The following is a 22,646-nucleotide window of genomic DNA, read 5'->3' as shown; positions in this document are numbered from 1 at the left end:
TTACCAATCCACTGACTAAACAATGTGTTATGGATAGACACCCTCTTGAGCAAGGTCTTCTGGAAATATATCAGTCGCTTGAGAAACCCGACGGATAATGAATAACCATCCCTGAAGACCGAACATTAATAGCAACACCGAGATTTAACATTTGATGCTGGGAGAATTGTTGCAGCTAACCTAATAGCAGGCAAGGAGACAACTGTCCTAATATCGGTTTTTAAGATTAATATTAAGAGCAAATTTTTGACCTTTTAGGAATTTCTTTATATTGACAAAATGAGAGTAAAAATCATCACCTGCGATATATCCTAAAATGCATTCCTTGTAATTAAATATACGTATTTCGCTTATTTACACCCTATTGAGAATGCTCTCTTTTTTACCCGTCGTATTAAGAGAAATCTCAGCCCGGCATTGCAATTTCCCCCAGCTTTATCCATGATCGAAGTGTGACATTCGTCATATAACAGAAGGTATTGCTATTACTATGGAATGGATTGCCGATCCCTCAATCTGGGCCGGGCTGGTTACGCTGGTCGTCATCGAGCTGGTGCTCGGGATTGATAATCTGGTCTTTATCGCCATCCTCGCTGAAAAACTGCCCCCTTCCCAGCGCGACCGCGCGCGCGTGACGGGTCTGCTGCTGGCGATGGTGATGCGGTTACTGCTGCTGGCCTCTATCTCCTGGCTGGTGACGCTCACTCAGCCTCTGTTCTCCGTTCACGGCCTGAGTTTTAGCGCCCGCGATCTGATCATGCTCTTCGGCGGGTTGTTCCTGCTGTTCAAAGCCACGGTGGAGCTCAACGAGCGGCTGGAGGGTAAAGACAGCGAGAACCCAACCCAGCGCCGCGGAGCGAAATTCTGGCCGGTGGTGGCGCAAATCGTGGTGCTGGATGCGGTCTTCTCCCTCGACTCGGTGATCACCGCCGTCGGGATGGTCGACCACCTTGCGGTGATGATGGCCGCGGTGATCATTGCCATCACGCTGATGGTGATGGCCAGCAAGGCGCTGACCCGCTTTGTGAACAGTCACCCGACTATCGTGATCCTCTGCCTGAGCTTCCTGCTGATGATTGGCTTTAGCCTGGTGGCCGATGGTTTTGGCTTCCATATTCCGAAAGGCTACCTGTACGCCGCCATCGGCTTCTCCGTCATGATTGAAGCGCTCAACCAGCTGGCGATATTTAACCGCCGCCGCTTCCTGTCCGCGAATCAGACCCTGCGTCAGCGCACGGCCGACACGGTTATGCGCCTGCTAAGCGGTAAGAAAGAGGATGCGGAGCTGGATGCCGAATCCTCCGCCATGCTGGCCGATCGCAGCGACGGGCCGATCTTCGACCCGCAGGAACGACGTATGATCGAGCGGGTGCTTAATCTGAATCAGCGGACGGTCAGCAGCATCATGACCTCGCGGCACGACATTGAGCATATCGACCTGACGGCACCGGAAGAGCACATTCGCGCCCTGCTGGATAAAAACCAGCACACCCGCGTGGTGGTGACCGGCGGTGAAGAGGAAGAGGAGCTGCTGGGCGTGGTGCACGTTATTGACCTGCTCCAGCAGCAGCTTCACGGCGAGGCGCTCAACCTGCGCGTTCTGGTGCGCCAGCCGCTGGTCTTCCCTGAGGGGCTACCGCTGCTTTCCGCCCTTGAGCAATTCCGTAACGCGCGCACGCACTTTGCCTTTGTGGTGGATGAGTTTGGTTCGGTGGAAGGGCTGGTCACGCTCAGCGACGTCATGGAAACCATTGCCGGTAATCTGCCTAACGAGGTGGATGAGATTGACGCCCGCCATGACATTCAGAAAAACGCAGACGGGTCGTGGACGGCTAACGGCCACATGCCGCTGGAAGACCTGGTGCAATACGTGCCGCTGCCGCTGGATGAAAAACGGGAATATCACACGATTGCCGGCCTGCTGATGGAGTATTTGCAGCGTATCCCGCAGCCGGGAGAAGAGGTTCAGGTGGGCGACTATCTGCTCAAAACGCTGCAGATTGAAAACCATCGCGTGCAAAAGGTTCAGCTCATTCCGCTGCGGGATGAGGAAGAGCTGGATTTTGAGGTTTAAAAAAGCCCGGTGGCGCTGCGCTTACCGGGCCTACGGTACAGGCTTTTGTAGGCCGGGTAAGGCGAAGCCGCCACCCGGCGCAACGACATCAAAGCTTATCCAGCAGCTTCTTCACGTCCTTACCGTCCTGTGAATCTTTATTACGATCCGCCCAGCCGCTAAGCCGACGTTTCGCTTCATCCTGCAGATGCTTGCGCAGGATCTGATCCACCTGCAGGCTGTAATTCAGGGCCTGCCATTTGCCGTATACGGTCAGCGGGACCGGCGTCTCTTTCAGGAAGTCGATGAGCTTGCTTTCACCCTGCCAGCCGGAAAGTACCCGCACGTTAAAGCGCGTGTCCGCCGTCTCTTTAACCAGATCCAGCTTACCTTCACCGGTCATGGATAACAGTGAAGAGGCGCCCTGCATTCCGTTGAGAGTAAGTTGTCCGTTGTCCAGCGTCAGGTCCGCGGTGAAGCTGTCGAGGCGCGTGGCGCTGTCGTAGTTATCCTGGGCCTTCACATCGCTGCTGCGCTCAACCGCCTGCTGCACCAGCTGCTGGAAGTTAAGCCCTTCCATACGGGAATTCTTCAGATCAAGATGCGCCTGCCCCTGCCACTCGCGGCGGAAAGCATCGGCATCAATTTTCGTGCCTGAGAAGTCACCCGCGAGCGTCAACTGCCCCGTCAGGGATATCGGATAGTTGAACGCGTTCAGGATGGTGCCTATCTCAACGTTGTCGAGACGCGGCTGGAATTCGGCGCTGGCAGCGTCTTTACGGACGTCCAGCGTGCCGGGCAGCGAGAGGTTTCCTGCGCCCATCTTCCCGCTCAGTTCGGAGATCACCAGCAAACCGTTATGGTTAAACATCTGGCTGCTCACGTCGGTAAAATCAATGCCGCGCCAGCGCAGGCTATTGGCTTTCAGCAGAATATCCGCCGTGAATCCGCGCAGAGCGTTATAGTCAGGCTGATCGAGATTAGACGAGATAACCGGACGTGATGCCGGTGCCTGGCTTTGCCCCGTCTGGGTAGCATCGTTGTCCGTGGCGCTGGCCGGCAGAGGCGGCAGCAGGTTTTCCAGATTGAGCTTGTCAAACTGCAGATTCAGCACCCACTTCGGCTTCTCTTCGAGCGTGACGCTCGCCTGCCCCTTCAGGCTACTGTCATTTGCCTGCAGGTTGAGATTATCCAGCTCGAGCTGCTTTTGCTCTTCGCGCCACACGGCCTGCAGCGTTCCCTGCCCGGTTATTCCCTGGGAGGGGAGATCGGCACCCGTCAGCTGCCAGTTCAGCTGCTGGATGTCGGCCGTGAGCTGATGCGGGTAGTCCGAGGCGTTCACATTAGCATTCAGCGACAGGGTCAAATCGCGCTGATCGCGGTTCACGCGCCCGCTAAATTCCAGCGACGCAAGATGGTGAGCATCCTGTTCCATCTGCAGGTTAATGTTGCGAATGGTCACCTGCTCCTGGTGCTCATGCTGGAAAACCAACACGCTGTCGGCAACTTTCAGCTTGCCGATATCAAAGGACCAGCCGGTATCGGACGGTTCATCGGGCAGAGTATTTTCGCGCGGCGCAACCGGCGCACTGGCATCACGCACGGCTTCGGTTTGCGGGGTGAGCTGAATCACCGCGCCTTTCAGCATCACCTGCTTAACCTGCAGCTGATGGGAAATGAGCGGGATCAGCGCCACATCGAGGCGCATGTTGTCTGCGGACACCAGCGGCTGGGACGCCCCCGGTGCCGTGAGCGACATGCGGCCAGAGAGAATGCTGAGCTGCGGCCAGACGTGCCAGCGCAGCGGCCCGTCAAGCTTCAGTTGATAACCACTGCGCGCCTCGACCTGCCGCACCATGTAAGCGCGGAAATCGTTGGGGTTAACCAGCAGAACCAACGCCGAAAGGCCAGCCACCAGCACCACCAGCAAAATCATCAGCGTCGTCAGAACTCTTCTCATGGCATCCTCAATGGGCTAACGATCAGTCTTTATCAATACGGCTGGCAACCGCGCCCTGCTGGTCGCGATATTTTGCGTCCTGCCGACGGTTATAAGGACGATCTGCCGGGCCTGACAGCGGTTCAAAGCTTAACGCGCCGATCATCATGCCCGGACGCAGCGCCAGCGGCAATTTACCGGCATTGAAGAATTCCAGCACGATACGCCCCGACCAGCCTGGATCGATACGGTGCGCGGTCACGTGAACCATCAGCCCCAGTCGCGCCAGCGAAGAACGACCATCAAGCCAGCCGACCAGGTCCGGAGGTAAGGTGACGGATTCAAACGTCACCGCCAGGGCCAGTTCACCCGGATGCAGATAAAAAGCTTCGCCTTCATCAATTACGATTTCGTCACTCATCACGCGATCGAGCGCGGCGCTGACTTCGTCCTTCGGCCCGCTGAGGTCAATGAACGGCGCAGTGTGGCCACTAAAGGTGCGGAATTTATTCCCCAGGCGGACATCAACGGTCACGCCATTGATACGCTCAACGGGTGGGCGCGGGGTAATAGACAAACGGCCTTCATCCAGCCAGGCTTCAATATCGCGATCGCAAAGACGCATGCCACTTTCTCCTTTCATGCATCGTACCCTGAGGCGGTAAGCGCTCAGGGTAAAACCAGGTTATCTCTGAACGGTACACAATTCACGCGGGTTATTCAAAAAACTGGCTGATTTTCGCTTTTAAGATATCAATAGCAATGCGGTTTTTACCCCCGCGCGGCACGATGATATCGGCGTATTGTTTGGATGGCTCAATAAACTGCAGGAACATCGGGCGGACCGTTTTCTGATATTGCGCCATGACGGAGTCCATCGAACGGCCGCGTTCATTCACGTCACGCTTGATGCGGCGCATCAGGCAGATATCCAGCGGGGTATCGACGAAAATCGAGAAGTTCATGGATTCACGCAGGCGGGCGTCGGTCAGCAGCAGGATGCCTTCAAGGATAATGACCTTTTTCGGCTCGATGCGGATGGTTTCCCGGGTGCGGGTGTGTTCTACGTAACTGTAAACGGGCAGCTCAATCGCCTGGCCGCTCTTAAGCGCTTCTAAATGCTGGAACAGCAAGCTGTGATCCATTGCATTTGGGTGGTCATAGTTGGTTTTGACGCGTTCTTCCATCGACAGATGGGATTGATCTTTGTAATAGCTGTCTTCGGGAATGACGCCGATATGCTCATCACCTACTTGTTCACGCAGTTCGCGATAAAGCGTACTGGCAATTAGACTTTTACCTGAAGCCGATGCGCCGGCGATGCCTATAATGACGCATTGATGAGACTTATCAGTCATAAATTTAGCGACCTGATTAACCTGGATGTTAAGGAAGGACGACGCCGGAGCGTCAAACGCGGCAATTATAGGGATTTCGCGGGCGTGATACCAGTCGAAAGCACAGGTTCTGCGAGACTGGCCGAAAAGTGACGTCTTATTCCCTGAGTGAAATTTAAATGAACGTTTTTTCAGCGTTTAACCGTTTTTTTTCACGGAGCCTCTATTTAATAAGTCTGTGGTGTCAAATTCTGAGCGGTCACCATATGAATTGTAAATTGTTTGTACTAGCATAAACCAAATTATCAAATTCACGCGTTCGGACATCTTCCCTGACGGCATGGCGTCTCTGGATAAAGCGGTAATGAATAAACAATACCAGCGGGTTTTGGTTACCACCCCACATCCTTTAATACGACTTGTCTGTCTGGGCCTGGTCACCTTTATCTTTACCTTATTTTCCCTGGAGCTTACCCGGTTCGGCACCCTGCTGGCCCCGCTCTGGTTCCCCACCGCCATTATGATGGTGGCGTTTTACCGCCATGCAGGAAAAATGTGGCCGGGAATTGCCCTGGCCTGTTCGTTTGGCAATATTCTGGCCACCTGGATGCTGTTTTCGTGGGGATCGATAAGCCTCACCTACACCTCGATTAACGTGGTTGAAGCCTTTACCGGTGCGCTATTGCTGCGCAAATTGCTCCCGTGGTACAACCCGCTGCAGAATCTGAATGACTGGATCCGCGTGGCCATCGGCAGCGCGGTGATCCCGCCGCTGGTGGGCGGCTTGCTGGTGTCCCTACTGGCTCCCGGCCCTGAACCCCTGCGTAATTTCTTCGTCTGGGTGCTGTCCGAAGCCATCGGCGCGCTGGCGGTGGTACCGTTGGGGCTGTTGTTTAAACCGCATTATCTGCTGCGCCACCGTGACCCGAGACTGCTGCTGGAAACCCTGACCACGCTGGCCGTAACGCTGGCCCTCAGCTGGGCAGCCATCACCTGGCTGCCGTGGCCTTTCACCTGCGTTATCGTTTTGCTTATGTGGAGCGCCGTGCGCTTGCCGCGAATGGAAGCGTTCCTGGTGTTTCTGGTCACCGTGATGGTTGTGTCGCTGATGATTGCCCGAAATCCTGTGGCGCTCACAACCCAGCACGTCGGGGCGATGCTGAACGCCCCCTGGCTGCCGTTCCTGATGCTGCTCCTGCCTGCCAACGTGATGACCATGGTGATGTACGCCTTCCGCGCCGAGCGCAAACACATCACCGAAAGCGAGGAGCGTTTCCGCAATGCGATGGAGTATTCCGCCATCGGTATGGCGCTGGTCAGCATTGAGGGCAAATGGCTGCAGGCTAACAAGGCGCTGTGCAATTTCCTCGGTTACAGCCAGACGGAGCTCCAGTCGCTGACCTTCCAGCAGCTTACCTGGCCGGAAGATCTGCACACCGACCTGGAACAGCTCGAACAGCTGGTCAACGGCGATATCAATACCTATACCCTTGAGAAGCGCTATTACACTCGCGACGGGGAAGTGGTCTGGGCGCTCCTTGCCGTCTCCGTCGTGCGCCATGCCGACGGCTCGCCGCTCTATTTTATCGCCCAGATTGAAGACATTAACGATCTAAAGCAGACCGAGTGGGTCAACAAACGCCTGATGGAGCGCATTACGCTGGCTAACGAGGCGGGCGGCATCGGCATCTGGGAGTGGGATCTGGAGCCAGACATTATCAGCTGGGACAAGCGGATGTTTGAGCTGTATGAAATCCCGCCGCACATCAAGCCTACCTGGCAGCTCTGGCATGACACGATGCTGCCGGAAGATCGTGCCCACGCTGAGCAGGTACTGCGGGACTCGCTGATTTCCCGTCTGCCGTTTAAGCTGGAATTCCGCATCCGCGTGAAGGAAGGCGTGCGCCACATTCGCTCCCTGGCGAACCGGGTGCTCAATAAGCAGGGTGAAGTCGAACGGCTGCTCGGGATCAACATGGACATGACAGAGGTGAAGCAGCTCAACGAGGCCCTCTTCCAGGAAAAAGAGCGTCTGCACATCACCCTCGATTCTATCGGTGAAGCGGTGCTGTGCACCGATATCAACATGAACGTCACCTTCATGAACCCGGTAGCCGAGAAAATGAGCGGCTGGCTGCAGACCGAGGCTATCGGCCAGCCGATCCTCAAGGTGTTGCACATCACCTTTGGTGAAAAAGGGCCGCTGATGGAGAATATTCACAGCGGCGATATGTCCCGTTCCGATATCGATCAGGACGTGGTGCTGAACTGCCGGACCGGCGGGAATTTTGATATTCACTACAGCATTACGCCGCTCAGCACGCTGGACGGGCAGAATATTGGCTCGGTTATCGTGATTCAGGACGTAACCGAGTCGCGCAAAATGCTGCGTCAGCTGAGCTATAGCGCCTCCCACGATGCCCTGACCCATCTGGCAAACCGGGTCAGCTTCGAAAATCATCTTAAACGCCTCCTGCAGACCGTTCGCGAAACGCGCCAGCGTCACGCTCTGGTCTTTATCGATCTCGATCGCTTCAAAGCCGTCAACGATACGGCAGGCCATGCGGCGGGCGATGCCCTGCTGCGGGAACTCTCTTCCCTGATGTTGACCATGCTCCGCTCCAGCGACGTGCTGGCGCGTCTGGGCGGAGATGAGTTCGGGTTACTGCTGCCGGACTGCAATATTGAAAGCGCGCGCTATATCGCCGGGCGCCTGATCCACACGATCAATGACTATCACTTTATGTGGGAAGGCCGCCTGCACCGGATCGGCGCCAGCGCAGGCATCACGCTGATTGATGAAAATAACCATCAGGCGTCGGAGGTGATGTCGCAGGCCGATATCGCCTGTTATGCCTCGAAAAACAGCGGGCGCGGCATGGTGACGGTTTACGAACCCCAGCAGGAGCGGGATCACAACACGCGCAGCATGATGTCGCTTGATGAACAGTGGCACATGATTAAAGACAATCACCTGATGATGATTGCCCGCAGCGTCGCCTCCCCGCGCATCCCGGAAAGCAGTAATTTCTGGCTGCTCTCGTTACGCCTGTGGACCAGCCAGGGCGAAGTCCAGGAAGAGCATGCCTTCCGCTCGGGTCTGGCCGAGCCTGAGCTTTTGCACGCCCTCGACAGACGTATTTTTAATGAGTTTTTCCGCGCCTCTGCCGCACAGGTCGCCAGTAAAGGCATGGGGGTGGCGCTGCCGCTTTCTGAGGCCGGTTTAGCCAGCGTAACGCTGGTCGATGAGCTTCTCGACCTGCTGGATAAAAGCCCGATGCCGGGTCGTCTCCTGCATCTGGTTATCTCTGCCGACGTGGTGTGTAGCCCGGATAAAAACCTGCAGCGGAGTCTGCAAAAGCTTCGCCAGGCGGGCTGCCGCGTGATCTTCAGCCAGGTAGGCCGCGACATGAACGTCTTCACCCACCTGACCGCCAATATGGCCGACTATCTGATGCTGGACGCAGAGGTGGTAAGCAACGTGTATGGCAACCTGATGGATGAGATGATGGTGACCATTGTGCAGGGCCACGCCCAGCGTCTGGGGATGAAAACCATCGCGGGCCCGTGCAATCAGCCCATCATGATGGATACGCTCTCCGGCATCGGCATTGATTTCATCTATGGCGACACCATCGCCGAGCCGCAGCCGCTGGATCTACTGCTCAACACCAGCTATTTCGCCATCAACTGACGGCGTCCAGCCGTCGGTATACCAGATGTGCAGCAGCGCGTAAGAGCGCCACGGCTGCCAGCGTTCGGCATAACGCCGAATCTGCGCGGGCGTCATCCCGGCAAAGCGTTGCTTAATCAGATAATCATCCGGCAGAAAGACATCTTTCGCCTGCCAGCCGCGCAGGGCCAGGTAGTTTGCCGTCCAGCGCCCTATCCCCGGCCGCTGCTGTAGCGCCTTCATCCCGGCCTCAATATTCTCGGGTGGGAAAAGCGGAAACGTCCCGTCGATGACCGACTGCGCCAGGTGAATTAACGACTCCGCGCGTTTTACCGGCATGCCCAACGCTTTCAGCGCCAGCGGGTCCGCTGCCGCCAGCGCGTCCGGCGTGGGGAAACAGAGATACCCCGGACACTCCGCGATCGGTTCGCCGCACAGCGCCACCACGCGCGACGTCAGTTTCGCCGCCATCGCCACGCTCACCAGCTGCCCGAGGATCGCCCGGACGCCCTGCTCGTACGCGTCCATCGCCCCCGGCAAACGCAAGCCTGGCCGGGCAGCACCGAGATCGCCCAGCGTATCCGCGATATGCTGCGGGTTGCAGGCGAGATCGAACAGGCGTTCGATGCGTTCAAGGCACGTCTGCGCAACCGGGATTAACCCCGGGCTGAGCGTCACGGTCAGCGTATGGGTGGCGATATCCGGCGTGACGCGAAATATCCCCTGATGCCCTTCGCAGGCAAAACTGCGCTCGTAGTAGTCGTGGGTGACGGTTTCGATGCCCGTCACCGCACGCGCGCCGAGAAAGCCAAACATCCACTGCCAGTCGTAAGGGGGTTGCCAGTTCAGGGTGTACATCGTTGCTCCTTTTTCATTCTTATACCCTAAATAATTCGAGTTGCAGGAAGGCGGCAAGAGAGCGAATCCCCAGGAGCATAGATAACTATGTGACTGGGGTGAGCGAGCGCAGCCAACACACCTGCAACTTGAAGTATGACGGGTATATCAGCATAAACGGAAAGACCTTGTATTGCCTTGCTTTCATATTCCTGTTGTCGCCATGCGGACATTTCGTTAAAGTCTCGCCCCTTCTCACTGGCATGGGGATTAATCGTGTTTATTGGATTCGACTACGGTACGGCAAACTGCTCGGTTGCGATTATGCAACACGGGCAGCCACAGCTTCTGAAAATGGAAAAAGAGAGCACGCTGCTGCCGTCAATGCTCTGCGCGCCGACGCGTGAAGCGGTAAGCGAATGGCTGTTCCGCCACCATCAGGTTCCGGCCACGGCGGCGGAGACCCAGGCGCTGCTGCGCCGGGCGGTCAGCTTTAACCGCGAGGAAGACATCGACGTTACGCCGTCCAGCGTGCAGTTCGGCCTCTCTTCGCTCGGGCACTACATTGAAGATCCTGAAGAGGTTTACTTCGTTAAGTCGCCAAAATCCTTCCTCGGCGCCAGCGGCCTGAAGCCGCAGCAGGTGGCGATGTTCGAAGACCTGGTGTGCGCGATGATGCTGCATATTCGCACTCAGGCGCAGACGCAGGTCTCCGATGCGATTACCCAGGCGGTCATTGGCCGCCCGATCAACTTCCAGGGGCTGGGCGGCGACGAGGCCAACCAGCAGGCGCAGGGGATCCTTGAACGCGCGGCGCACCGGGCAGGCTTCCGCAACGTGGTGTTCCAGTACGAGCCGGTTGCGGCGGGGCTGGATTTTGAAGCCACGCTGACGGAAGAGAAGCGCGTGTTAGTCGTGGATATCGGCGGGGGCACCACGGACTGCTCGCTGCTGCTGATGGGGCCGCAGTGGCATAACCGTCGCGATCGTGAAAATAGCCTGCTCGGGCACAGCGGCTGCCGCGTAGGCGGTAACGATCTCGATATCGCGCTGGCATTCAAGAGCCTGATGCCGCTGCTCGGCATGGGCGGGCAAACCGAAAAAGGCATCGCCCTGCCGATCCTGCCGTGGTGGAACGCGATTGCCATCAACGATGTGCCTGCGCAAAGTGATTTTTACAGCACCGCGAACGGCCGCTTCCTGAACGATCTGGTGCGCGACGCGCAGGACGCCGAAAAAGTCGCCCTGCTGTATAAAGTGTGGCGTCAGCGCCTGAGCTATCGCGTGGTGCGGACTGCCGAAGAGAGCAAAATTGCCCTTTCCGATCGCGCTGAGCATGCGGTTTCCTTGCCGTTTATCAGCGACGAACTGGCCACCGCGATTTCGCAGGACGGGCTGGAGGCGGCGCTCGCGCAGCCGCTGCAGCGTATTCTGGAGCAGGTGCAGCTGGCGCTGGAGAACGGCAAAGAGAAGCCGGACGTGATTTACCTGACCGGAGGGAGCGCCCGTTCGCCGCTGATCAAGAAAGCGCTGGCGGAACAGCTGCCGGGCATTCCGATTGCCGGTGGGGATGACTTTGGCTCCGTCACCGCCGGGCTGGCGCGCTGGGCGCAGGTGATGTTTAGCTAGTGCGGTTATGCCGGGTGGCGGCTTCGCCTTACCCGGCCTACAAAATCCTCGAACCGTAGGCCGGGTAAGCGAAGCGCCACCCGGCTAAAAAGATCGCCACACTCAGACCATTCCTGACAGTCTTCCATATTTCCTCCATTTTTCCGCTGTGTTAGCTGACTAAACTAGTATCATTCCCCGAAGTCTTCAGGATGAGAACGTATAACGATGAAAGGCAGTAACAAATCCCGCTGGGCAATCGCCGCTGGCATCATTGTGGTGGTCCTTGCCGCCGCCTGGTACTGGCACAGTCAATCCGCGAACTCCGCCGCCCCCGCTGGTGCCAGTAGTCAGGCACAGCGCCCGGCAGGCGGAGGGCGTCACGGCATGCGCGGCGGCGCGCTGGCGCCGGTACAGGCGGCGACGGCAGTGAATAAAGCCGTTCCTCGCTATCTAACGGGCCTTGGGACCATTACCGCCGCCAACACCGTGACGGTGCGCAGCCGCGTCGACGGTCAACTGATGGCCATTCATTTCCAGGAAGGTCAGCAGGTCAAAGCCGGTGATTTACTGGCGGAAATCGACCCGAGCCAGTTTAAGGTCGCCCTCGCCCAGGCGCAGGGGCAGCTCGCGAAAGACAAAGCCACGCTCGCTAACGCCCGTCGCGATTTGGCCCGCTACCAGCAGCTGGTGAAAACCAACCTCGTGTCTCGTCAGGAGCTGGATACCCAGCAGTCGCTGGTCAGCGAAACGCAGGGCACCATCAAAGCCGACGAAGCCGCCGTGGCCAGCGCACAGCTGCAGCTGGACTGGAGCCGCATCACCGCGCCGATTGACGGGCGCGTGGGCCTGAAGCAGGTCGATATCGGCAACCAGATCTCCAGCGGCGACACCACGGGCATCGTGGTGATCACCCAGACTCACCCGATTGATTTAGTCTTTACCCTGCCGGAAAGCGAAATCGCGACCGTGGTGCAGGCGCAAAAAGCCGGTAAAGGTCTGGTGGTGGAAGCCTGGGACCGCAGCAACAGGCAGAAGCTGAGCGAAGGTTCCCTGCTCAGTCTGGATAACCAGATCGACACCACCACCGGCACCATCAAGCTGAAGGCGCGCTTTAACAATCAGGACGATGCCCTCTTCCCGAACCAGTTCGTCAACGCGCGCATGCTGGTCGCCACCGAAGAGAACGCGGTGGTGATCCCAACGGCTGCCCTGCAGATGGGTAACGAAGGTAACTTCGTCTGGGTACTTAACAGCGACAATAAGGTCAGCAAGCACCTGGTGAAAACCGGTATCCAGGACAGCCAGACGGTGGTCATCGCCGCAGGCCTTTCCGCAGGCGACCGCGTGGTCACCGACGGCATTGACCGTCTGACCGAAGGGGCTAAAGTGGAAGTGGTTGAACCTGCGAAACAGGGAGAGAAATCCTGATGCAGGTTATGCCCCCAGGCTCTACAGGCGGGCCGTCACGCCTGTTTATCCTCCGTCCTGTCGCCACCACGCTGCTGATGGTGGCGATCCTGCTCGCCGGGATTATCGGCTATCGCTTCCTGCCCGTGTCGGCGCTACCGGAGGTGGATTACCCAACGATTCAGGTTGTCACACTCTATCCAGGGGCCAGCCCGGACGTGGTGACGTCCGCCATTACCGCTCCGCTGGAGCGCCAGTTCGGCCAGATGTCCGGGCTAAAACAGATGTCCTCCCAGAGTTCCGGCGGGGCATCCGTCGTGACGCTGCAGTTCCAGCTGACGCTGTCGCTGGACGTCGCCGAGCAGGAGGTGCAGGCCGCCATCAACGCAGCCACCAACCTGCTGCCGTCCGACCTGCCCAACCCGCCGGTCTACAGCAAGGTGAACCCGGCGGATCCGCCGATCATGACGCTGGCCGTCACCTCCTCCGCCATGCCGATGACCCAGGTCGAAGACATGGTCGAAACGCGCGTGGCGCAGAAAATTTCTCAGGTCTCCGGCGTCGGCCTCGTCACCCTGGCGGGCGGCCAACGCCCCGCCGTACGCGTGAAGCTTAACGCGCAGGCGATTGCCGCGCTGGGGCTGACCAGCGAAACCATCCGCACCGCCATCAGCAGCGCCAACGTTAACTCGGCAAAAGGCTCGCTGGACGGCCCTACCCGCGCCGTGACGCTCTCTGCCAACGATCAGATGCAGTCCGCCGATGAATACCGTCAGCTGATTATTGCTTACCAGAACGGCGCCCCGGTGCGTCTGGGCGACGTGGCGACCGTGGAGCAAGGTGCCGAAAACAGCTGGCTCGGCGCCTGGGCCAACAGGCAGCAGGCGATCGTGATGAACGTGCAGCGCCAGCCGGGCGCTAACATCATCGAAACCGCCGACAGCATCCGCACCATGCTGCCGCAGCTGATCGAAAGCCTGCCGAAATCGGTCAGCGTGAAGGTGCTTTCCGACCGGACCACGAACATTCGCGCGTCGGTCACCGACACCCAGTTTGAGCTGATGCTGGCGATTGCGCTGGTGGTCATGATCATCTATCTGTTCCTGCGTAACGTTCCGGCCACCATTATTCCCGCCGTCGCCGTGCCGCTCTCGCTGGTCGGGACCTTTGCGGTGATGGTGTTCCTCGATTTTTCGATTAACAACCTGACGCTGATGGCGCTCACCATCGCCACCGGGTTCGTGGTGGATGACGCCATCGTCGTTATCGAGAACATTTCGCGCTATATCGAGAAAGGCGAAAAGCCGCTGGCGGCGGCGCTGAAGGGCGCGGGCGAAATCGGCTTTACCATTATCTCGCTGACCTTCTCGCTGATTGCGGTGCTGATCCCGCTGCTGTTTATGGGCGATATCGTCGGGCGTCTGTTCCGCGAGTTTGCCGTGACGCTGGCGGTCGCCATTTTGATCTCCGCCGTGGTGTCGCTGACCCTGACGCCGATGATGTGCGCCCGTATGCTGAGCCACGAGTCCCTGCGCAAGCAAAACCGATTCTCGCGCGCCTCCGAGCGCATGTTCGAGCGGATTATTGCCGCCTACGGCCGCGTGCTGGCGAAAGTTCTGAACCATCCGTGGGCCACGCTTGGCGTGGCGCTGGGAACCCTGGCGCTCAGCGTGATGCTGTGGATTTTCATTCCGAAAGGCTTCTTCCCGATTCAGGACAACGGCATTATTCAGGGCACGCTTCAGGCCCCGCAGTCGGTCTCCTTCGCCAGTATGGCCCAGCGCCAGCAGCAGGTGTCTGAGATCGTCATGAAAGATCCGGCGGTGGAGAGCCTGACCTCGTACGTGGGCGTCGACGGCACCAACCCGTCGCTCAACAGCGCGCGTCTGCAGATCAACCTTAAGCCGCTGGATGAACGCGACGATCGCGTCAACGCCGTCATTGAGCGTCTGCAAAACGCCGTTACGCGCGTGCCGGGCGTTGAGCTTTACCTGCAGCCCATTCAGGATTTGACCATTGATACCCAGGTCAGCCGCACGCAGTACCAGTTCACGCTTCAGGCCACCTCGCTGGACGCGCTCAGCACCTGGGTGCCGCAGCTGGTAAATAAGCTTAACACCCTGCCGCAGCTTGCCGACGTCAGCAGCGACTGGCAGGACAAAGGGCTGGCGGCGTACGTGAACGTCAACCGCGATACCGCCAGCCGTCTGGGCATTACCATGTCGGACGTGGACAACGCGCTCTATAACGCCTTTGGTCAGCGCCTGATCTCCACCATCTACACCCAGGCGAACCAGTATCGCGTGGTGCTGGAGCACAACACTGAGAACACGCCCGGACTGGCGGGGCTGGACTCGGTGCGCCTGACCAGCAAAGACGGCGGCATTGTGCCGCTGAGCGCTATCGCCACGGTGGAAGAACGCTATACCCCGCTGTCGATTAACCATCTGGATCAGTTCCCGTCCACCACCATCTCCTTCAACGTGCCGGACAATTATTCTCTCGGCGAAGCGGTGGAGGCCATTCAGGCTGCTGAAAAAGAGCTCAGCTTCCCGTCCGATATTCAGACCCAGTTCCAGGGCAGCACGCTGGCGTTTCAGGCCGCGCTGGGTAACACCATCTGGCTTATCGTCGCGGCGGTCGTGGCGATGTACATCGTGCTCGGCGTGCTGTACGAAAGCTTTATCCACCCGATCACCATCCTCTCTACCCTGCCGACGGCGGGCGTGGGGGCGCTGCTGGCACTGATGCTGGCGGGCAGCGAGCTGGACGTCATTGCCATCATCGGCATTATCCTGCTTATCGGGATCGTGAAGAAAAACGCCATCATGATGATCGACTTCGCCCTGGCCGCCGAGCGCGAGCAGGGCATGTCGCCGCGCGACGCCATCTTCCAGGCCTGTCTGCTGCGTTTTCGTCCAATCCTGATGACCACGCTGGCCGCCCTGCTGGGCGCGCTGCCGCTGATGCTCAGCACCGGCGTTGGCGCGGAGCTGCGCCGTCCGCTGGGTATCGGCATGGTCGGCGGTCTGCTGGTGAGCCAGGTGCTCACGCTCTTCACCACGCCGGTTATCTACCTGCTGTTTGACCGCCTGGCGCTGTGGACCAAAAGCCGCTTCCCGAAACGTGAAGAGGAGGCATAAGTGAAGTTTTTCGCCCTCTTCATTTATCGCCCGGTGGCGACGCTTTTAATCTCGCTCGCCATTACCCTCTGCGGCGTGCTGGGCTTCCGGCTGCTGCCGGTAGCGCCTCTGCCGCAGGTGGATTTCCCGGTGATCATGGTCAGCGCCTCGCTGCCGGGCGCGTCACCGGAGACCATGGCCTCGTCGGTTGCCACGCCGCTGGAGCGCTCGCTCGGGCGGATTGCGGGGGTCAACGAGATGACCTCCAGCAGCTCGCTGGGCAGCACGCGCATCATTCTGGAGTTCAGCTTCGACCGGGATATTAACGGTGCGGCGCGCGACGTGCAGGCGGCCATCAACGCCGCACAAAGCCTGCTGCCGAGCGGGATGCCGAGCCGCCCAACCTACCGCAAGGCCAACCCGTCCGATGCGCCGATCATGATCCTGACGCTGACCTCCGATACGTACTCGCAGGGGCAGCTTTACGACTTTGCGTCTACCCAGCTGGCGCAGACCATCTCACAAATTAACGGCGTCGGTGACGTGAGCGTCGGCGGGAGCTCCCTGCCCGCCGTGCGCGTAGGCCTAAACCCGCAGGCGCTGTTCAACCAGGGCGTGTCGCTGGATGACGTGCGCTCCGCCATCAGCACGGCCAACGTCCGCAAGCCGCAGGGGGCGATTGAGGACGGTAGCCACCGCTGGCAGATCCACACCAACGACGAGCTGAAAACCGCCGCGGAATATCAGCCGCTCATTATTCACTACAACAACGGCGCGGCGGTGCGCTTGAGCGACGTTGCCAGCGTCACCGACTCGGTGCAGGACGTGCGTAACGCCGGGATGACCAACGCGAAGCCGGCCATTCTGCTGATGATCCGCAAGCTGCCGGAAGCGAACATTATTGAGACGGTGAACAGCATTCGCGCCCGTCTTCCGGACCTGCAGGAGACCATCCCGGCAGCAATCGATCTGCAAATTGCCCAGGATCGCTCCCCGACCATTCGCGCCTCGCTTGAAGAGGTGGAGCAAACGCTGATTATCTCCGTCGCGCTGGTGATCCTGGTGGTCTTCCTGTTCCTGCGATCCGGCCGCGCGACGCTTATTCCGGCGGTGGCCGTGCCGGTCTCGCTGATCGGTACCTTTGCCGCCATGTACCTGTGCGGGTTTAGCCTCAACAACCTGTCGCTGATGGCCCTGACGATAGCGACGGGCTTCGTGGTGGATGACGCCATCGTGGTGCTGGAAAACATTTCCCGCCACCTGGAAGCGGGCGTGAAGCCGCTGCAGGCCGCGCTGCAGGGCACGCGCGAGGTGGGCTTTACGGTGCTCTCCATGAGCCTGTCGCTGGTGGCGGTATTCCTGCCGCTGCTGCTGATGGGCGGGCTGCCGGGCCGGCTGCTGCGCGAGTTCGCCGTCACCCTCTCCGTCGCCATCGGCATTTCGCTGGCGATCTCCTTAACGCTGACGCCGATGATGTGCGGCTGGATGCTCAAGCGCAGCAAACCGCATTCGCAGCCGCGCCGCAAAGGCTTTGGTCGCCTCCTGATGGCGATGCAGGAAGGCTACGGCAAATCGCTGAAGTGGGTGCTGAACCATACCCGGCTGGTCGGCCTGGTGCTTATCGCCACCATTGGGCTGAACGTCTGGATGTACATCACCATCCCGAAAACCTTCTTCCCGGAGCAGGACACCGGCGTGCTGATGGGGGGGATTCAGGCGGACCAGAGCATTTCGTTCCAGGCGATGCGCGGCAAGCTGCAGGACTTTATGAAGATCATTCGTGAAGACAAAGCCGTGGATAACGTCACCGGCTTTACCGGCGGGTCACGCGTTAACAGCGGGATGATGTTTATTACCCTGAAACCGCGCGGCGAGCGCAACGAAACCGCCCAGCAGGTGATTGACCGTCTGCGGGTGAAGCTCGCCAAAGAGCCGGGGGCAAACCTGTTTTTGATGGCCGTTCAGGATATCCGCGTCGGCGGCCGTCAGGCGAACGCCAGCTATCAGTACACGTTGCTGTCGGACGATTTAGCCGCCCTGCGCGAGTGGGAGCCGAAGATCCGCAAGGCGCTGGCCGCCCTGCCGGAGCTGGCGGACGTCAACTCCGATCAGCAGGACAACGGCGCCGAGATGGCCCTGACCTACGACCGTGAAACCATGTCGCGTCTGGGCATTAACGTTGAAGCCGCCAACAGCCTGCTGAACAACGCCTTCGGCCAGCGCGAGATCTCCACCATCTACCAGCCGATGAACCAGTACAAGGTGGTAATGGAAGTTGACCCGCGCTACACCCAGGACATCAGCGCTCTGGACAAAATGTTTGTGATTAACAACGACGGCAAGGCGATTCCGCTCTCCTATTTTGCCAGCTGGCAGCCTGCCAACGCGCCGCTGTCGGTGAACCATCAGGGGCTTTCGGCGGCGTCGACCATCTCCTTTAACCTGCCCGCCGGTTCGTCGCTTTCTGAAGCCAGCGACGCAATCAACCGCGCGATGACGCAGCTTGGCGTGCCGTCCACCGTGCGCGGCAGCTTTGCCGGCACCGCGCAGGTGTTCCAGGAGACGATGAACTCGCAGGTGATTTTGATTCTGGCCGCCATCGCCACGGTTTATATTGTGCTGGGCGTGCTGTATGAGAGCTACGTTCACCCGCTGACCATTCTCTCGACGCTGCCCTCGGCGGGCGTTGGGGCGCTGCTGGCGCTGGAGCTGTTCGGCGCGCCGTTCAGCCTGATCGCGCTCATTGGGATCATGCTGTTGATCGGCATCGTGAAGAAAAACGCGATCATGATGGTGGATTTCGCCCTGGACGCCCAGCGCAACGGCAATCTGTCGCCGGAAGAGGCCATCTTCCAGGCCTGCCTGCTGCGTTTTAGGCCGATCATGATGACCACCCTGGCGGCGCTGTTTGGCGCGCTGCCGCTGGTTATCTCGGGCGGCGACGGCTCAGAGCTGCGCCAGCCGCTGGGGATCACCATCGTCGGCGGCCTGGTCATGAGCCAGCTGCTGACGCTGTACACCACGCCGGTGGTCTATCTGTTCTTCGACCGCCTGCGGCTGCGCTTTTCGCGTAAAAACAGAACCACGGTGACCGAGTAAATGACCGATCTCCCCGCTAACGTTCGCTGGCAGCTTTGGATAGTCGCTTTCGGCTTCTTTATGCAGTCGCTGGATACGACCATCGTCAACACCGCCCTCCCCTCAATGGCAAAAAGCCTGGGGGAGAGCCCGCTGCATATGCATATGGTGATTGTCTCCTACGTGCTGACGGTAGCCGTCATGCTGCCAGCCAGCGGCTGGCTGGCGGACAAAGTGGGCGTGCGCAATATCTTCTTTACCGCCATCGTGCTATTTACCACCGGCTCGCTGTTTTGCGCCCAGGCCAACACCCTCGACCAGCTGGTGATGGCACGCGTGCTGCAGGGCGTCGGCGGGGCGATGATGGTGCCCGTCGGGCGGCTAACGGTGATGAAGATCGTGCCGCGCGAGCAGTACATGGCGGCGATGACCTTTGTGACCCTGCCCGGTCAGGTGGGTCCGCTGCTGGGCCCGGCGCTCGGCGGCATTCTGGTGGAGTACGCCTCCTGGCACTGGATCTTCTTAATCAATCTTCCTGTTGGCATCATCGGCGCCATCGCCACCCTGACGCTGATGCCGAACTACAAAATGCAGACGCGGCGCTTTGATTTCTTCGGCTTTATCATGCTGGCGGCGGGCATGGCCACGCTGACCCTGGCGCTCGACGGGCAAAAGGGGCTCGGCATTTCGCCCCTGACGCTGGGGATGCTGGTCGTTATCGGCATCACCGCCATTCTGTGGTATCTGCGGCATGCCAGAGGTAACGATAAGGCGCTGTTCAACCTGAGCTTGTTTAAAAACCCCACCTATCGCCTTGGCCTGTTTGGCAGCTTCGCCGGGCGCGTCGGCAGCGGCATGCTGCCGTTTATGACGCCCGTTTTCCTGCAAATCGGAATGGGATTTTCGCCGTTCCACGCGGGCCTGATGATGATCCCGATGGTGCTCGGCAGCATGGGAATGAAGCGCATCGTGGTGCAGGTGGTGAACCGCTTTGGCTATCGTCACGTGCTGGTGACCGCCACGCTGGGGCTTGCGCTGGTGAGCCTGCTGTTTATGGCCGTGGCGCTGATGGGCTGGTACTACGTTCTGCCGCTGGTGCTGTTCTGCCAGGGGATCGTCAACTCCATGCGCTTCTCGTCGATGAATACCCTGACGCTGAAGGATCTGCCGGACGATCTGGCGAGCAGCGGCAATAGCCTGCTGTCGATGATCATGCAGCTCTCGATGAGCGTCGGGGTGACCATCGCGGGTTTACTGCTCGGCATGTACGGCCAGCACCACCTCAGCGTCGACACGCCGGTGGCGCATCAGGTCTTTTTGTATACCTATTTAAGCATGGCGGTCATCATCGCCCTGCCCGCTTTCATCTTCGCCAGAGTGCCGGATGATACCAGCAAGAACGTCGTGATTAGGCGCGGCAAAAGGAGTGGCTCATGAAATTCTGGCGTCCGGGCATTACCGGCAAGCTCTTCGTGGCGATATTTGCCACCTGTATCGTCCTGCTGATCACCATGCACTGGGCGGTGCGGATCAGCTTTGAGCGCGGTTTTATTGATTACATCAAGCATGGCAATGAACAGCGTTTACAGGGCTTAAGCGATGCGCTGAGTGAACAGTACGCCCAGCACGGCAACTGGCGTTTTCTGCGCAATAACGACCGCTTTATTTTCCAGATCCTGCGCTCGCTGGAGCACGATACCGGTGACGATCGCCCGGGGCCGGGCATGCCGCCGCACGGCTGGCGCACCCAGTTCTGGGTGATTGACCAGGACATGCGCACGCTGGTGGGTCCGCGTGCGCCGATCCCGCCGGACGGCACCCGTCGTGCGATCAAAGTCAACAACGCGACGGTCGGCTGGGTTATCGCCTCTCCGGTGGAGCGCCTGACGCGCAACACCGACATCAACTTTGACCGTCAGCAGCGCCGGACAAGCTGGCTGATTGTCGCCCTCTCCACCCTGCTCGCCGCGCTCGCCACCTTCCCGCTGGCGCGCGGTCTGCTCGCCCCGGTGAAAAGACTGGTGGAAGGCACGCACAAGCTGGCCGCCGGGGATTTTACCACCCGCGTCGATACCCGCAGCCAGGACGAACTGGGCAAGCTGGCGCAGGATTTTAACCAGCTTGCCAGCACGCTGGAGAAGAACCAGCAGATGCGCCGCGACTTTATGGCCGATATCTCCCACGAGCTGCGCACGCCGCTGGCGGTGCTGCGCGGCGAGCTAGAGGCCATCCAGGACGGCGTGCGCCAGTTTACGCCTGATTCGGTGGCCTCTCTGCAGGCGGAGGTGGGCACGCTCACCAAGCTGGTGGACGATCTCCACCAGCTCTCCATGTCCGACGAAGGCGCGCTGGCCTACCAGAAGGCGCCGGTGGACGTGATTAATATTCTGGAAGTGATCAGCGGCGCCTTCCGCGAGCGGTTTGCCAGCCGCAACCTGAAAATCGATCTCTCCCTGCCGGACAGCGCGGTGGTGTTTGGCGACAAAGACCGGCTGATGCAGCTGTTCAATAACCTGCTGGAAAACAGCCTGCGCTACACCGACAGCGGCGGCGGGCTGCATATCTCCGGCAGGCAGGAAAACGGGCGCTTTGCCCTTACCTTCGCGGATTCCGCCCCCGGCGTGCAGGACGCGCAGCTGGAAAAACTGTTTGAACGTTTCTACCGTACCGAAGGCTCCCGTAACCGCGCCAGCGGCGGTTCCGGACTGGGGCTGGCGATTTGCGTTAACATCGTCGAGGCGCATAATGGCACGATCCGCGCCGCCCATTCGCCTTTTGGCGGGGTTAGCATTACAGTAGAGTTACCTCTGGAACGGGATTTATCGAGAGAAGTATGACCGAGTTACCGATTGACGAAAACACGCCGCGCATTTTGATTGTGGAAGACGAGCCGAAGCTTGGGCAGCTGCTGATCGACTATTTACGTGCGGCCAGCTACGCCCCTTCGCTGATCAGTCACGGCGATAAAGTGCTGGCATACGTGCGCCAGACCCCGCCGGATCTGATCCTGCTGGATTTGATGCTGCCGGGCGTTGACGGTCTGACCCTGTGCCGGGAAATTCGTCGCTTCTCCGACGTGCCGATCGTCATGGTCACCGCCAAAATTGAAGAGATTGACCGCCTGCTGGGGCTCGAAATTGGCGCGGACGATTACATCTGCAAGCCCTACAGCCCGCGTGAAGTGGTCGCCCGCGTGAAAACCATTCTCCGCCGCTGCAGGCCGCAGCGCGAGCTTCAGGTGCTCGATGCCGAAAGCCCGCTAATTGTCGACGAAAGCCGCTTCCAGGCGAGCTGGCGCAGCAAGCTGCTGGACCTGACGCCTGCGGAGTTCCGCCTGCTGAAAACCCTCTCCCACGAGCCGGGAAAAGTGTTCTCCCGCGAGCAGCTGCTGAACCACCTGTATGACGATTACCGCGTCGTGACCGACCGCACCATCGACAGCCACATCAAAAACCTGCGCCGCAAGCTGGAGGCGCTAGACGCCGAGCAGTCGTTTATCCGCGCGGTGTATGGCGTGGGGTATCGCTGGGAAGCGGATGCGTGCAGGATAATGTGAGAATATTGCCCCGCAGCACTGCGGGGCAGAGAC

General features: G+C 59.3%; 13 protein-coding genes. 9 read left to right on the top strand and 4 right to left on the bottom strand.

Annotated elements, in window-relative coordinates:
- Nucleotides 1-490: 490 nt before the first annotated feature.
- Nucleotides 491-2,074, top strand: coding sequence for a TerC family protein (locus M2422_RS00260; RefSeq protein WP_048976160.1), 1,584 nt, complete (start codon nt 491-493; stop codon nt 2,072-2,074).
- Between the two features lie 88 nt (nt 2,075-2,162).
- Here M2422_RS00260 and asmA read toward each other — a convergent pair whose 3' ends face one another.
- The 3 genes from asmA to udk form a co-directional block, all read right to left on the bottom strand.
- On the bottom strand, nt 2,163-4,013 hold the full coding sequence (gene asmA, locus M2422_RS00255; RefSeq protein ID WP_064672804.1) for an outer membrane assembly protein AsmA: 1,851 nt from the start codon (nt 4,011-4,013) through the stop codon (nt 2,163-2,165).
- Nucleotides 4,014-4,035: 22 nt separating this feature from the next.
- Nucleotides 4,036-4,617, bottom strand: a complete 582-nt coding sequence (gene dcd, locus M2422_RS00250; protein ID WP_023312408.1) for a dCTP deaminase — start codon at nt 4,615-4,617, stop codon at nt 4,036-4,038.
- A 91-nt stretch (nt 4,618-4,708) separates the two neighbouring features.
- Nucleotides 4,709-5,350 carry a uridine kinase gene (gene udk, locus M2422_RS00245; RefSeq protein ID WP_033145985.1) on the bottom strand — a complete coding sequence of 214 codons (642 nt, stop codon included), beginning with the start codon at nt 5,348-5,350 and terminating at the stop codon, nt 4,709-4,711.
- A gap of 343 nt (nt 5,351-5,693) precedes the next feature.
- Here udk and M2422_RS00240 point away from each other — a divergent pair, with 343 nt between their 5' ends.
- Nucleotides 5,694-9,023 carry a diguanylate cyclase gene (locus M2422_RS00240; RefSeq protein WP_039263258.1) on the top strand — a complete coding sequence of 1,110 codons (3,330 nt, stop codon included), beginning with the start codon at nt 5,694-5,696 and terminating at the stop codon, nt 9,021-9,023.
- Here M2422_RS00240 and alkA read toward each other — a convergent pair.
- Nucleotides 8,988-9,860: a DNA-3-methyladenine glycosylase 2 gene (alkA, locus tag M2422_RS00235; protein WP_064672805.1), complete on the bottom strand. Its 873-nt coding sequence runs from the start codon at nt 9,858-9,860 to the stop codon at nt 8,988-8,990. The two genes, M2422_RS00240 and alkA, sit on opposite strands and share 36 nt — an antisense overlap.
- A gap of 255 nt (nt 9,861-10,115) precedes the next feature.
- Between alkA and yegD the strand changes: the two genes are divergently transcribed.
- The 7 genes from yegD to baeR all read left to right on the top strand — a co-directional run bounded on the left by yegD (nt 10,116) and on the right by baeR (nt 22,613).
- Nucleotides 10,116-11,468 (top strand): molecular chaperone, encoded by a 1,353-nt coding sequence (gene yegD / locus M2422_RS00230; protein ID WP_064672806.1) that lies wholly within the window; start codon nt 10,116-10,118, stop codon nt 11,466-11,468.
- 207 nt (nt 11,469-11,675) lie between these two features.
- Nucleotides 11,676-12,878 carry an MdtA/MuxA family multidrug efflux RND transporter periplasmic adaptor subunit gene (locus M2422_RS00225; protein ID WP_064672807.1) on the top strand — a complete coding sequence of 401 codons (1,203 nt, stop codon included), beginning with the start codon at nt 11,676-11,678 and terminating at the stop codon, nt 12,876-12,878.
- Nucleotides 12,878-16,000, top strand: coding sequence for an MdtB/MuxB family multidrug efflux RND transporter permease subunit (locus M2422_RS00220; protein ID WP_064672808.1), 3,123 nt, complete (start codon nt 12,878-12,880; stop codon nt 15,998-16,000). Before M2422_RS00225 ends, M2422_RS00220 begins: the two co-directional genes overlap by 1 nt.
- Nucleotides 16,001-19,078, top strand: a complete 3,078-nt coding sequence (gene mdtC / locus M2422_RS00215) for a multidrug efflux RND transporter permease subunit MdtC (RefSeq protein WP_064672809.1) — start codon at nt 16,001-16,003, stop codon at nt 19,076-19,078.
- A complete protein-coding gene (locus tag M2422_RS00210; protein WP_064672810.1) occupies nt 19,079-20,494 on the top strand; it encodes an MFS transporter in 1,416 nt (471 codons plus the stop codon).
- Nucleotides 20,491-21,894, top strand: a complete 1,404-nt coding sequence (baeS, locus tag M2422_RS00205) for a two-component system sensor histidine kinase BaeS (RefSeq protein ID WP_064672811.1) — start codon at nt 20,491-20,493, stop codon at nt 21,892-21,894. The genes M2422_RS00210 and baeS overlap by 4 nt, the downstream gene beginning before the upstream one ends.
- Nucleotides 21,891-22,613: a two-component system response regulator BaeR gene (gene baeR / locus M2422_RS00200; RefSeq protein WP_047060489.1), complete on the top strand. Its 723-nt coding sequence runs from the start codon at nt 21,891-21,893 to the stop codon at nt 22,611-22,613. Before baeS ends, baeR begins: the two co-directional genes overlap by 4 nt.
- The last annotated feature ends 33 nt before the right edge of the window (nt 22,614-22,646 follow it).

The sequence above is a fragment of the Enterobacter sp. SLBN-59 genome, assembly GCF_024807915.1.
Taxonomy (GTDB): domain Bacteria; phylum Pseudomonadota; class Gammaproteobacteria; order Enterobacterales; family Enterobacteriaceae; genus Enterobacter; species Enterobacter asburiae_B.
This window is presented reverse-complemented; position numbering and strand designations above follow the sequence as displayed.

Excerpts from the sequence above, each read along its gene's own strand:
- M2422_RS00260 (WP_048976160.1), top strand. The coding sequence starts at position 491 with ATGGAATGGATTGCCGATCCCTCAATCTGGGCCGGGCTGGTTACGCTG.
- asmA (WP_064672804.1), bottom strand. The coding sequence starts at position 4,013 with ATGAGAAGAGTTCTGACGACGCTGATGATTTTGCTGGTGGTGCTGGTG.
- dcd (WP_023312408.1), bottom strand. The coding sequence starts at position 4,617 with ATGCGTCTTTGCGATCGCGATATTGAAGCCTGGCTGGATGAAGGCCGT.
- udk (WP_033145985.1), bottom strand. The coding sequence starts at position 5,350 with ATGACTGATAAGTCTCATCAATGCGTCATTATAGGCATCGCCGGCGCA.
- M2422_RS00240 (WP_039263258.1), top strand. The coding sequence starts at position 5,694 with ATGAATAAACAATACCAGCGGGTTTTGGTTACCACCCCACATCCTTTA.
- alkA (WP_064672805.1), bottom strand. The coding sequence starts at position 9,860 with ATGTACACCCTGAACTGGCAACCCCCTTACGACTGGCAGTGGATGTTT.
- M2422_RS00225 (WP_064672807.1), top strand. The coding sequence starts at position 11,676 with ATGAAAGGCAGTAACAAATCCCGCTGGGCAATCGCCGCTGGCATCATT.
- M2422_RS00220 (WP_064672808.1), top strand. The coding sequence starts at position 12,878 with ATGCAGGTTATGCCCCCAGGCTCTACAGGCGGGCCGTCACGCCTGTTT.
- M2422_RS00210 (WP_064672810.1), top strand. The coding sequence starts at position 19,079 with ATGACCGATCTCCCCGCTAACGTTCGCTGGCAGCTTTGGATAGTCGCT.
- baeS (WP_064672811.1), top strand. The coding sequence starts at position 20,491 with ATGAAATTCTGGCGTCCGGGCATTACCGGCAAGCTCTTCGTGGCGATA.
- baeR (WP_047060489.1), top strand. The coding sequence starts at position 21,891 with ATGACCGAGTTACCGATTGACGAAAACACGCCGCGCATTTTGATTGTG.